Here is a 12,102-nt window from a genome sequence, read left to right as displayed (position 1 = left end):
GTGAAAGACAGAATTCAAGAATATAATAGCCGGTTTGCGGAGCTCTCTGTTGCAGAGGTAATCAGCTGTCTTGCTCAAGAATTCCCTGCGCAGGTTAAGTTTTCGAGTGCTTTTGGGCAAGAGGATCAAGTCATCACAGATATTATTTTTCGTAATCAACTGCCTGTGGAAGTCTTTACTTTGGATACAGGGCGTTTGTTTTCTGAAACCTATGAGCTGATGGAAAAGACCAGAATGCGCTATAAACCGGAAATAACGACCTACTTCCCGAAGTCAGAAGATGTTGAGCCGCTGGTGAGCGAGAAGGGTTTTTTTAGCTTTTACGAATCAGTTGAAAACAGAAAGGAATGCTGTTACATAAGGAAAGTGGCACCCTTAAAACGTGCGCTGAGAAACACCAAAGTTTGGATTACCGGCATGCGTGCAGCTCAATCAGATAATCGTCAACATTTAGATTTATTTGAATGGGATGAGGGAAATCAGGTGATTAAGTACAATCCTATTTTGAACTGGACTTATGAAGCCATGTTGGCTTATTTGGATGAGTACAAAGTGCCTTATAACACGCTTCATGATAAAGGTTTTGTGAGTATAGGTTGCCAACCCTGCACTAGGTCAATTACTCCTGACGAATCTCCAAGAGCAGGGCGTTGGTGGTGGGAGAGTTCACAAAAGGAATGTGGTTTACATACAGTTACAATTAAGAGATAAGTAGTTATGAATGTTTTTGACGGACAATTTCCACGTGAGTTGGAAGATGAGTCCATTTACATCATGAGGGAAGTGGCGGCTCAGTTTGAGCGGCCTGTATTATTATTTTCTGGAGGAAAGGATTCCATCACCTTAGTGCGTTTGGCCGAAAAGGCGTTTTACCCAGGTAAAATCCCCTTTCCTTTATTGCATGTGGATACTGGACATAACTTTCCTGAAACCATTGCCTTTCGCGATGCATTGGTAGAAGAGTTAGGGCTCGAATTGCACGTACGTTATGTGCAAGATTCCATTGACAAGAAAATAGCAGTGGAAGAGTCAGGGAAATATGCCAGCAGAAATGCACTTCAAACCGTGACATTACTAGCAGCTATTGAAGAGTTCAAATTCGATGCTTGCATAGGTGGCGCTAGACGAGATGAGGAAAAGGCCCGGGCCAAAGAGCGAGTATTTTCAGTGCGAGATGATTTTGGGCAATGGGACTCCAAGAAACAACGCCCTGAACTTTTTGATATGCTCAATGGGAGAATCAATGTGGGTGAAAATGTGCGTGCATTCCCGATCTCTAACTGGACGGAAATTGATGTTTGGAATTACATCAGAGAAGAAGGTCTTGAAATCCCGTCCATTTATTACGCCCATCAACGCGAAGTTTTTCAACGTGACGGCATGATTTGGCCAAATTCAACTTTCATCAATAAAGATGAAAACGAAAAAATAGAAACGCGTACAGTCCGCTTTCGCACTGTAGGTGACATGACCTGTACGGCAGCCGTAGAGTCTGATGCCGACCAGATTGAAACAGTAATTGAAGAGATTTTGAGTGCCACCATTTCCGAACGAGGCGCTAGAATTGATGACAAACGTTCGGAATCCGCTATGGAAAAAAGAAAACAGTATGGATATTTCTAACAAACAAGTATTGCGCATTGCTACAGCTGGGAGCGTAGACGATGGGAAAAGTACCCTTATTGGCAGACTGCTCTTCGATACCAAATCCATTACTTCTGATAAGCTATTGGCCATTGAAAAAAGCAGCCGAAGAAAGGGACTTGATTATATAGACCTTTCATTACTGACAGATGGGTTGGTGGCAGAAAGAGAGCAAGGAATTACGATTGATGTGGCACATATTTATTTTGCTACGAAGTCGAGAAAATACATCATTGCCGATACGCCAGGTCATATTGAATATACCCGAAATATGGTGACGGGTGCAAGTAATGCAGACGCATCGTTGATTCTGATTGATGCCAGAAATGGATTAGTAGAACAGACGAGACGTCACTTATACATAGCACACCTTTTGCGTGTGCCTAAAGTCGTGGTTTGTATCAATAAAATGGATTTAGTAGGTTATGACCATGCGCGTTTTAAAAGCATCGTATATGAGGTGAAAGCCTTGGTGACTAGCGCTTCATTAGCAGGCTTTGATATTTCTTTCCTACCCATTAGTTCACTTTATGGCGAAAACATAGTGGAAGGGAGTCAAGAAATGCCTTGGTACTTGGGTAATTCCCTTATTGAAGTATTGGAGGCTATTGAAGTCAAAGTTCAGCAAAGAGAGTTGCCGTCAAGGTTTCCTGTTCAATATGTAATCAGACCCAAAACTCAAAAGTATCACGATTACAGAGGCTATGCAGGCAAAGTGGCTAGTGGTGTCTTTAAAGTGGGAGATATGGTCACTGTTTTACCTTCAGGTGCGGTATCGGAGATTTGTGCCGTTCAGAAATACAGAACGGAGCTGAATGAGGCAATTGCGGGTGAGTCAGTAAGCGTTCTATTGAAAGATGACATTGGAGCCAGCAGGGGTGATATGTTAGTGAAGGAGGGTAGTATAAACTTTGGTAATGAGATTACTTCTGATGTTTGCTGGATGGATAGTAATCCACTGGTAGCTGGAAAGACCTACAAATTGCAACATGGAGTAAGTGAATCGAGAGTTAAAGTACTCGGTTTAAACCACAAGGTAAATACGGAGAGTCTGTTGGTGGAATCGGGGATCTCAGATTTCCAATTAAATGATATCGGAGAAGTGGTTTTGAGATCTTCTAAACCAGTTTTAGCGGACTCTTATTGGCAAAATAGGAACAATGGTGCCTTCATTTTAATTGATGAATTCACCAACAATACGGTAGGTGTGGGTTTTGTAGCTTAGGTTTTCAATTGAATAAATCCCAACAGAAAGGAGGGATAGACTTATTTACGTATTTTGGCTTCTAGGTTTTCGTCTATATCTAGAGCAACCTCATGCGCTTCTTGTAAAAGCCTGTTTAACTCAATTTCATTTTCAATCAGATTAAGGATTAAGTTCTTGAATTCTACACTTTTGATTCGATCAAAGCTTACTACTTTTTGTAAACCGAAATCTACATCTTTAATCAGAAAGTCGTTGTAATATTTCTCTTTCATGCTGGCGTGATATTGCGACACTTCTTTTAAGGCTGTGTATTTGTTTTTTAAAGTGATCAAATCATTCTTGAGGTCGGAATTACTGGTGGTGTAGTTGGTATTCAGGTAAAAGTTGAGTCCCTCGAACTGGAGGTTGGACTTATATGTTTTATTGATAGCGAAGAGGTATTTAGATATTTCTTCATTTTCTAAGCTACCTTCAGTATAAAGGTAACCATCAGAGTATAGAATTTGAGCTAACTGGTTCTCATTTTCAAGTAGTTCCAAACGTTCATCTGCCAACGATTCAAACTCAATTATATTCAATTCAAGCTCTGTGTGCACCTTTTCGATTGCACCTTTTTCGAGCTTTAGGTCTTTTGAATCTTCATAAACTACGTTGAGTTGATAGGCCACTGTAATTCCGAAAATCACAATGAAGATCTCTATCATGTAAGTGATTACATCTGCTTTTTTGACTTTGGCAAGCCTGCGAGAAGTTCCAAATTTCATTTGATAATAAGGTTTGACATTGAATATAAAGCAATTGCTTTATTATTGACAAGGAAAGTTGTCCAAGGATGCTTAGGAAATCATTCTTTCGAGTATCACACCTACGTAATAGGCCAAAACAGCGGCAGATCCACCTAAGAAAAGTGTTTCTAAAACGCCCCGTACACGGCTGGTAGAAGTTACATAACTCTTCGCATAGCCTATGGCACCAAAAGCAACAAAGGTCAGAATCGAGGAATAAAGGAATAGATCGGCATCGAGTCCTCGGGTGTAATCAATTACATAAACAATGAGTGGAATAAAGCCCATGAATAAGAAAGAGATGAAAGTCACAAGTCCCATTTGAAAAGGCGACTTGGTTTCTTCTATCATCTCCAACTCTTCCTTCATCATTACGTCTACCCAGCGATCTTTGTCTTCAGTGATTTTATCCACCACTTGTTCCAAAAGTTCACCTTCAAAGCCCTTGGCTTGATAGATTTCTCTAATTTCCTCGCGTTCTTTTTCTGGCAAGTGATCCACTTCCCAGTATTCAATAGCTTTATGTTTATCGTAATTCTGTTTTTCTGATTTGGTAGAAAGGTAACTCCCAACGGACATGGCGAAACCATCGGCAAATAGGTTGGCAAAACCGAGGATGATGACTACGGAACTGTCCAAGTGAGCGCCTGCAGCTCCTGCTACAACAGCAAAAGTGGTGACACTACCATCAATTCCTCCATAAATAAATTCACCAATGTAATCGTGAAATTTTGAGAAGATCGATGTCTTACCGTGTAAATGGGCTTCGTGGTGTTTTTTGCTCATGCAGTTTTTGAGTATTTAGGTTGAACCTCAATATTAGCTCAATATAGCACGATTGATTTTTTAAACCCTACTGTCTTTGGATTTTGGCCCCTAAAGCATTTAATCTTTGGTCAATGTGTTGGTAGCCTCTGTCGATTTGCTCAACATTGTCAATCACACTGGTGCCTTCGGCAGAAAGCGCTGCAATAAGCAAGGCTTGACCTGCACGAATATCAGGAGAAGTCATTCTTATTCCCTTGAGCTTTTGCTGACGGTTCAAGCCAATAACAGTTGCTCTGTGTGGATCGCAAAGAATGATCTGAGCACCCATGTCAATCAGTTTGTCTACAAAGAACAAACGGCTTTCGAACATTTTCTGATGTACTAAAACGGTTCCTTTGGCTTGTGTCGCCATTACCAAAATTATACTCAAAAGGTCAGGGGTTAGCCCTGGCCAAATGGCATCGGAAATGGTCATAATAGAACCGTCAATAAAGGTTTCTATTTCATAATGATCTTGACCTGGGATAAAGATATCATCACCTCTAAACTCCATTTGAACTCCCATTTTCCTAAAAGTATCTGGAATTAAACCAAGTTGATCGATTCGACAATCCTTAATAGTAATTTCGGATTGCGTCATAGCCGCCATGCCAATGAAACTCCCAATTTCAATCATATCAGGCAGCATTGTATGCTCGGTTCCGATAAGCGAATCAACACCTTCAATATGTAATAGATTAGACCCAACACCAGTAATTTTCGCTCCCATTCTGTTGAGCATGGCGCAAAGCTGTTGCAAGTATGGCTCGCAAGCAGCATTGTAAATGGTGGTTTTACCCTTTGCCATTACGGCAGCCATTAAAATATTGGCGGTACCAGTAACCGAGGCTTCTTCTAAAAGCATATAAGTGCCTTTCAGTTGGGAAGCATCAATATGATACATACCAGTTTCTGATTCGTACAGAAAACGGGCACCTAATTTTTGGAAACCAATAAAGTGAGTATCCAGCCTTCTTCGGCCAATTTTATCACCTCCTGGTTTAGATATTTTTGCTTTTCCAAAACGGGCTAAAAGCGGCCCTAGAATCATTACCGAACCACGGAGCGATGAAGCCTTGGTTCGGAACTCTTCAGTTTCTAGGTAATCAATGTTTACATTTTTTGCACAAAAGCGGTAACTCTCAGCCCCCAAGAATTGCACTTCGACACCCATGGCGCCAAGTAATTCAATGAGTTTGTTTACATCACGAATGTCGGGGACTTTATGAAGTGTAACAGGTTCAGAAGTGATTAAAACAGCACACAGGATTTGTAATGCTTCGTTTTTGGCACCCTGTGGAGTAATTTCTCCATTCAGTTTGGTACCGCCTTCAATTACAAAAGATGCCATTAATTATGTGCGTCTGCGTTTTGTGTAATTCTTTTTTCTGTTTTGGTTAGATGGCCCAGAAGACGGTCTTCTTTCTCTTACGCTGGTGTTGAAAAGGCCTTCTTCTTTTATTTTCTCGATGTTTACAACCAATTGGCCTTTCGACATTCTGTGAATGTGTTGAGCAATTACTTCGTCTTCAATATTGTCTTTGTTCCAGTTAGAAAAGAAGCTTTTCATTAAGCGACCGATGTGAATAATGGCATTCTCCTTAGAATCTTCATCTTCCATTTCAACCGCCAATTTCACCATCATCTCTAGGTTTCTACCATAGTGACGAAACTTAATTTCATCCGTTTTGTATGCCATACGCTGTGGCTTTTTACCAATAGATTCTTTCTCAGGCATTGGGAAAGGCGATTCCACGTCTAAATCAAAGCGCGACATGATGTATAAATCATCCCATACTTTTTGATCGTACTCAGCATTTTCGCGAAGCAAATTAGGGTTGATCTGACGCATAAGGTCAGTTAGTGTTTGCGCGTATTGGTTGCGCTTTTCTTTGTCTTCAACGGTTTTGATATATTCAACCAGTTTTTGTACGTTTCTACCGTATTCCTTCTGGATTACATCTTCTCTTTGGGTATTATATTCTAAACTCATGTTTTTACTTTTCACTACGAAATTAACAATTATTCTGGAAGAAGAAGGTCTATTTGATCGTAGATATTCATCGGTTTGAGCACCGTTTTATAAAATTGATCCTTCGTTCGGACTTACTATAAACTCAACGCGTAATGTGCAAGGTTGTTATGACGGTAAGTTAATTCTTTTTTATTCGACAATCCTCAACTTTGCGAAGCTCAATAGCAGCGTTTTTTCACCAAAGTTCTCAAATATGACTTTCGCTTTTTTGTTCGAACCTTCCACGTCCATTTTATGAACCTTACCAAAACCGAATTTAGGGTGTTCCACCTTCATGCCTTCTTTAAGGTTTGAAATATCGCTCGGGGTGAAATTATCGGAAGGCTTATGGTAGGACATGGGCTTTTTAGGCGCAGCATTTCTATTCGCTATTAAGTTTCGCGCATAGTTTGAACCCACTTCCGGAGCATTTCTACTAGGGCTAAGGCTTGATGATTTTTGTTCTCGGCTTCCGTATTTTGTGTTTACCTTAATATAGCTAGGGTCTACTTCTTCAATAAATCGGCTAGGTTCGCAATTGAGCAAACGCCCATAACGATAACGTGATAGTGCATAAGAGAAATAGAGGTTTTCTTTTGCCCGGGTAATGGCCACATAGAATAAACGCCTCTCTTCTTCTAAATCAGCCCTACTGCTCATCATCATTTGCGAAGGAAAAAGATCTTCTTCCATGCCCACAATGAATACGTTTTTAAATTCAAGTCCTTTAGCCGAATGAATGGTCATTAAAGTCACGACATCAGTTTCTTGGTTGTCCTTGTCACTGTCGGTTAACAAGGCGATGTCTTGCATAAAGTTGTTGAGCGATTTATCCTCAACTTCTGGTGTGTCGACAAACTCTTTCATGGCGTTCAATAATTCTTGAACGTTCTCATAGCGGTTCAAGCCCTCTATGGTTTTGTCTTCGTAAAGCTCTTTTAATAGACCAGAGTTTTTGGCAATATGGCTGGCGGTCTCAAAAGCATCTTTGGTTTCAACATAAACCTTGAAGCTTTTTATTAGCGTAACAAAGTCGTTGATCGCATTTGCAGCTCGGCCGGGTAAAAAGGAGTTGATGTTGACAAGCACTTCCCAAAGTGGAATGTCATGTTCAAAAGCTGCAACTACTATTTTTTCTACTGAAGTGGGGCCTATACCTCGTTTTGGTAAATTGATAATTCTTCGGAAGGATTGCTCATCGTTGGAATTGATGGCAAATCGAAGATAGCCCATCAAATCCTTAATTTCTTTTCTTTGGTAGAACGACAGGCCACCGTAAATACGATAAGCAATGCCTGATTTTCTTAAGGCTTCTTCAATGGATCTAGACTGGCTATTTGTTCGGTACAGAATAGCGAAATCTTCGTTTTTATAATTGCGATTGGCCTTTTGTTCAAAAATTTCTGAGGCTACAAAACGACCTTCCTCATTATCGGAAACCGACTTGATCAATTCAATTTGGTTGCCATCGTTGTTGGCTGTCCATACGGTTTTTTTTAGCTGGCCTTTATTTCTTCCAATTACAGAATTTGCCGCGTTAACTATGTTTTGGGTAGAACGGTAATTCTGTTCCAGTTTGATCACCTTCAGGTCTGGAAAGTCTTTTTCAAAATTCAGAATGTTTTCAATGTCCGCTCCTCGAAAAGCATAAATACTTTGAGCGTCATCGCCAACTACCGCAATGTTTTGGTTGACTGCTGAAAGCTTCTTGGTAATCAAATATTGGGAAACGTTGGTGTCTTGAAACTCATCCACCAGCACGTACCTGAAGCGATGTTGGTATTTGTTAAGCACATCTAAATGATCTCTGAAAAGCACATTGGTATTGAAGAGTAAATCGTCAAAATCCATAGCGTCTGCCTTTTTACAGCGCAAACTATAAGCCTTGTAAAGCATGCCCATTTCTGGCTTCATAGCGGTGTCATCGTCCGCCTTATAAATAGGGTTGGTGGTGTATTCTTGCCAAGAGATTAACCTGTTCTTCGCACTCGATATTCTGCTGAGTACGGTGTTGGGCTTATACACTTTGTCGTCTAAGCCATATTCTTTTACAATGTTTCTGATCAGAGACTTAGAGTCGTCTGTATCGTAAATAGTAAAGTTGCTTGGGTAGCCTAGCTTTCCCGCTTCGGCCCTTAGGATTCTTGCAAAGACCGAGTGAAAAGTTCCCATCCAAAGGTTTCTGGCATTGGAGCCTACTACGCTTTCAATCCTCTCGCGCATTTCTTTTGCCGCCTTATTGGTAAAGGTGAGGGAAAGAATATTGAATGGATCAACCCCTTTTTCCTGCATTAAGTAAGCGATGCGGTAGGTAAGCACCCTTGTTTTTCCGGAGCCGGCACCAGCAATAATCATGGTGGGGCCTTCCGTGTTCACTACTCCTTCGTATTGAGGTTCATTAAGGGAAGAGAGGTAATCCATTCTGCACAGTTTTCAACCTGCAATTTAAGCTTTGATTCTAGTTTTTGGCTAATAAACCTGAATTATGCGTTAGACTTTCTATTCCAAAGATAAATTACTTCAAAAGAGTCCCTTAACATACATTTATTGAATCCCCATAGCTATGCTATGTCTCTTGGATATAAGTGACTCTTTTTTTTGACTTTATCTCTTCATCACGAAATCCAATGCGTAATTCAGGTTAAACTACAGAAGTATTCCTCATAATTCAGAATTGTATTCTCCATGCTGAAAGTCTCGAAGGCGGTGGTTAATCCGTTTTCGATAAACTTATCTCTGGTAGGCTGATCGGAGAGGAGCTGCTTTATTTTTGTAGAGAGTTCAGTAGTATTCTCATTTTCGAAGAGGAAGCCATTATAATCGTTTTGAACTACATCGGCTATGCCGCCAAAGTTGGTGGCAATTACGGGGCATTTCATGGCCATGGCTTCAATTAACACCAAACCGAAACCATCCATGGTAGAAGCAAGAATATTGATATCGAACAAGCGGTAGAGATTGAGTACTTCTTTTCCAGAAACATCGCCTAAGCAAATGACTTCATTCTTAAGGCCGAATTGCTCAATGTAAGGTTCAAGTTGACTTTGTTCGATTCCTGCAAAAACCAGTTTAATACTTGGTTCATTGAGTTGAGCCACCGCCTCAATAATTTGTGGCTGTTCTTTGAAGCGAGAAACGCAGCCGATCACTTTTTCTCCCGCTTTGATATTCAACTGTTGTTTGAATTTCTCTACGGTTCCCTCATTCCATTGTGATAGGCGCTCAGGGGGGATACCGTTATGAATTACTTTTAGATGATCTTTTGGGTATCCTTTATCAACAAAAATGGCCTTTAGTCCTTCGCTAATCACCACAATTCCAGCCGTATTTTTGACATAAAACCATTTCTGTAACCAGCCGCCAGCACTTAAAGGGTTTTGTCTTCGGGTATGAACAATTTTCACTTTGAGTTTGTATCGCAGCTTAGCAAAAACGGCTGTATACCGATCATAGCTCGACTGGGCATTGATCACCTGAATGTCATGTTTTTGAACTGCATCCCTGATCTGTCGCCAGTTTTCTGTATCGAATTTCCCTTTGAATGTCATCGGGATTCGCTGGGCTTTGCTACCTTCCAGTAAATCCCAAATGAGCATGTCTTGCCTACAACCAACAAAGACCTCATGCCCTTTTTCAGCCAAGCCTTTTGCCAAATAAGCAATAGAGTTGGTAGAACCTGCCAAGCCGCCTTGGTAGGTGATGAAAAGAAGCCTCAGCTTGTCGTTAGGCATGTTTGAGATGGGTGCTTTGTTGATTAACCTTTCCAGCTGGCTGGATCTTGTCTCCATTTTTCCAAAGAGGCTAAGTCGTCTTGGTTCACATAACCAAGTTCTTTAGCCTTTTCGAGCATAACAGAGTAGTTACTTAAGCAATGAAGTTTAATTCCTGCTTTTTCAAAATTATCATCAGCTAAAGGGAAACCGTAGGTGAAAATGGCCACCATTCCGAGTACTTCATAGCCCGCTGACTTTAGTGCTTCTGCTGCTTTTAGGGAACTTCCTCCTGTGGAAACAAGATCTTCCACAATAACCACTTTTTGACCTGGGGCCACTTTTCCTTCAATTAGGTTTTCCATGCCGTGTCCTTTTGGCGAAGAGCGCACATAGATGAATGGAAGTCCTAATTCATCAGCAAGTAAAGCCCCTTGTGGAATACCAGCAGTGGCTACTCCAGCAACGGACTGGGCTTCTGGGTACAATAATTTGCAGGCTTCGGCAAGCGCCTTCTTTATATAAGTTCTGGTTTCAGGAAATGAAAGCGATAAGCGGTTATCGCAATAGATTGGAGATTTCCAACCTGAACTCCATGTAAAGGGTTGAGACTTATTTAGTTGAATTGCTTTAATTTCTAATAAATCGGAAGCAACTCTTAGTGCTGTATCTTTAGGGGTGCCTATTTTTTCCATGGCACGAATTTAAGGGAATTTTTTTCTGAAATTTATAAACCCAACAGAGGTATTGTTCTTAAAAAATATTTCATATTAGCAAAAATTAGTACTCACAATAGATGAGGATATACATCAAAGATAAACCTCTCCGAATCAAACGGCCAGAGGAAGTTAAGGATCATTCTAAATTCGACCTTGTTATAAACGTGGATGACGTTATCCTGAATGAGAAAGCATTCAGGGGTGATATGTTGATTACCAATGCTTCGCAAGGAATGATAAAGTCATTGCTTTTCATTTTGCACCATAGCAAATTAAAAGGCTTCAAATCGGTTACACTTATTACTCCTGAGTATGAGGAAACTATTCGTTTGATTAAGGATAAGTTTAAGATAATCAAAGCGGCAGGTGGAGTGGTGGAAAAGGACAACAAGGTCTTGATGATCCATCGGTTAGGGATGTGGGATTTTCCGAAAGGTAAAATTGAAGGAAAAGAAAGCGTTGAGGATGGAGCTAAGAGAGAAGTAGAAGAAGAGTGTAGCGTAAAGGTGCTAGTGAAGGAAGAGATTTGCGTTACCTGGCATACTTATGTGCGTGGAGGTAAAGATATTCTAAAGAAAACAAGTTGGTTTTTGATGGATAATCTTGATGATTCTAAAATGAAACCTCAAGCAGACGAAGATATTGATGATGTAAAATGGATGAATTCTAATGAAGTAAACGTGGCGCTCTATCATACCTACCGTTCAATCAAGCATGTTTATAAAAAGTACAAGAAAAAAAGAAGAAAGAAAGCTGTTTAAAGCTCGTAAGGTATAAATTCCTGAACATCACCACCATAGCGATGGACTTCTCTGATAATAGTAGAGTTGACCGATGATAGCTCGGGAGATGTAATCAAAAATACAGTTTCAAGTTCATCGTTTAGGTGTCGATTCACCTGAGATATACTATTCTCGTATTCAAAATCTGTTGTGTTTCTTAAACCTCTAACGAGGTATTTCGCACCCATTCTGCTGGCCAATGTGGCTGTGAGTTCATTATAAACCACCACAGAAACTCTTGGTATTTTACTGAAAGTTTCTTCGATTTTCTTTACCATGAACTCGATATCGAAGTATCTGTTATGTTTGGCTGTATTGTAACCAATGGCAATCACCACTTCATCAAAAATATCTAAAGACCTCATCACGATGTCTTGATGTCCTTTGGTGAAAGGATCGAAAGAACCGGGAAAAATAGCAATGCGCTTCATAGC

12 protein-coding genes are annotated in these 12,102 nt (G+C 40.4%); 4 read left to right on the top strand and 8 right to left on the bottom strand.

The features are described from left to right. The 3 genes from VOI17_RS08555 to VOI17_RS08545 are packed head-to-tail and all read left to right on the top strand — an operon-like array spanning position 1 to position 2,869. A complete protein-coding gene (locus VOI17_RS08555) occupies positions 1-711 on the top strand; it encodes a phosphoadenylyl-sulfate reductase (protein WP_323756829.1) in 711 nt (236 codons plus the stop codon). A 6-nt stretch (positions 712-717) separates the two neighbouring features. Beyond that, entirely contained in the window at positions 718-1,623 is a 906-nt protein-coding gene (gene cysD, locus VOI17_RS08550; RefSeq protein ID WP_323756828.1) for a sulfate adenylyltransferase subunit CysD, read from the top strand. Next, a complete protein-coding gene (locus VOI17_RS08545) occupies positions 1,610-2,869 on the top strand; it encodes a sulfate adenylyltransferase subunit 1 (protein ID WP_323756827.1) in 1,260 nt (419 codons plus the stop codon). Before cysD ends, VOI17_RS08545 begins: the two co-directional genes overlap by 14 nt. Before the next feature lie 41 nt (positions 2,870-2,910). Here the strand turns inward: VOI17_RS08545 and VOI17_RS08540 are convergent, their stop codons facing one another. The 7 genes from VOI17_RS08540 to pyrE form a co-directional block, all read right to left on the bottom strand. Further along, positions 2,911-3,615 carry a hypothetical protein gene (locus tag VOI17_RS08540; protein ID WP_323756826.1) on the bottom strand — a complete coding sequence of 235 codons (705 nt, stop codon included), beginning with the start codon at positions 3,613-3,615 and terminating at the stop codon, positions 2,911-2,913. Between the two features lie 72 nt (positions 3,616-3,687). Beyond that, positions 3,688-4,422 carry a VIT1/CCC1 transporter family protein gene (locus VOI17_RS08535; RefSeq protein WP_323756825.1) on the bottom strand — a complete coding sequence of 245 codons (735 nt, stop codon included), beginning with the start codon at positions 4,420-4,422 and terminating at the stop codon, positions 3,688-3,690. Positions 4,423-4,489: 67 nt separating this feature from the next. Then, positions 4,490-5,794: a UDP-N-acetylglucosamine 1-carboxyvinyltransferase gene (gene murA, locus VOI17_RS08530; RefSeq protein WP_323756824.1), complete on the bottom strand. Its 1,305-nt coding sequence runs from the start codon at positions 5,792-5,794 to the stop codon at positions 4,490-4,492. Between the two features lie 3 nt (positions 5,795-5,797). Further along, entirely contained in the window at positions 5,798-6,436 is a 639-nt protein-coding gene (locus tag VOI17_RS08525; RefSeq protein WP_323756823.1) for a DUF4290 domain-containing protein, read from the bottom strand. A gap of 171 nt (positions 6,437-6,607) precedes the next feature. Further along, positions 6,608-8,878, bottom strand: coding sequence for an ATP-dependent helicase (locus VOI17_RS08520; protein WP_323756822.1), 2,271 nt, complete (start codon positions 8,876-8,878; stop codon positions 6,608-6,610). Between the two features lie 215 nt (positions 8,879-9,093). Further along, entirely contained in the window at positions 9,094-10,245 is a 1,152-nt protein-coding gene (locus tag VOI17_RS08515; RefSeq protein ID WP_323756821.1) for a glycosyltransferase family 4 protein, read from the bottom strand. Continuing rightward, entirely contained in the window at positions 10,212-10,862 is a 651-nt protein-coding gene (gene pyrE / locus VOI17_RS08510; protein WP_323756820.1) for an orotate phosphoribosyltransferase, read from the bottom strand. Before pyrE ends, VOI17_RS08515 begins: the two co-directional genes overlap by 34 nt. A gap of 101 nt (positions 10,863-10,963) precedes the next feature. Here pyrE and VOI17_RS08505 point away from each other — a divergent pair, with 101 nt between their 5' ends. Next, positions 10,964-11,647: an NUDIX hydrolase gene (locus tag VOI17_RS08505; protein ID WP_323756819.1), complete on the top strand. Its 684-nt coding sequence runs from the start codon at positions 10,964-10,966 to the stop codon at positions 11,645-11,647. Here VOI17_RS08505 and coaD read toward each other — a convergent pair. Then, on the bottom strand, positions 11,644-12,099 hold the full coding sequence (gene coaD, locus VOI17_RS08500; RefSeq protein WP_323756818.1) for a pantetheine-phosphate adenylyltransferase: 456 nt from the start codon (positions 12,097-12,099) through the stop codon (positions 11,644-11,646). The two genes, VOI17_RS08505 and coaD, sit on opposite strands and share 4 nt — an antisense overlap. Positions 12,100-12,102 lie beyond the last annotated feature (3 nt).

Source organism: Roseivirga sp. (genome assembly GCF_034669765.1).
Lineage (GTDB): Bacteria > Bacteroidota > Bacteroidia > Cytophagales > Cyclobacteriaceae > Roseivirga.
The sequence above is the reverse complement of the archived record's forward strand: the minus strand, read 5'-3'. Positions and strand labels throughout refer to the sequence as shown.

Bases quoted from the DNA above. Each gene is read 5' to 3' on its own strand.
- cysD (WP_323756828.1), top strand. From the start codon at position 718: ATGAATGTTTTTGACGGACAATTTCCACGTGAGTTGGAAGATGAGTCC.
- VOI17_RS08545 (WP_323756827.1), top strand. From the start codon at position 1,610: ATGGATATTTCTAACAAACAAGTATTGCGCATTGCTACAGCTGGGAGC.
- VOI17_RS08540 (WP_323756826.1), bottom strand. From the start codon at position 3,615: ATGAAATTTGGAACTTCTCGCAGGCTTGCCAAAGTCAAAAAAGCAGAT.
- VOI17_RS08535 (WP_323756825.1), bottom strand. From the start codon at position 4,422: ATGAGCAAAAAACACCACGAAGCCCATTTACACGGTAAGACATCGATC.
- murA (WP_323756824.1), bottom strand. From the start codon at position 5,794: ATGGCATCTTTTGTAATTGAAGGCGGTACCAAACTGAATGGAGAAATT.
- VOI17_RS08525 (WP_323756823.1), bottom strand. From the start codon at position 6,436: ATGAGTTTAGAATATAATACCCAAAGAGAAGATGTAATCCAGAAGGAA.
- VOI17_RS08520 (WP_323756822.1), bottom strand. From the start codon at position 8,878: ATGGATTACCTCTCTTCCCTTAATGAACCTCAATACGAAGGAGTAGTG.
- VOI17_RS08515 (WP_323756821.1), bottom strand. From the start codon at position 10,245: ATGGAGACAAGATCCAGCCAGCTGGAAAGGTTAATCAACAAAGCACCC.
- pyrE (WP_323756820.1), bottom strand. From the start codon at position 10,862: ATGGAAAAAATAGGCACCCCTAAAGATACAGCACTAAGAGTTGCTTCC.
- VOI17_RS08505 (WP_323756819.1), top strand. From the start codon at position 10,964: ATGAGGATATACATCAAAGATAAACCTCTCCGAATCAAACGGCCAGAG.
- coaD (WP_323756818.1), bottom strand. From the start codon at position 12,099: ATGAAGCGCATTGCTATTTTTCCCGGTTCTTTCGATCCTTTCACCAAA.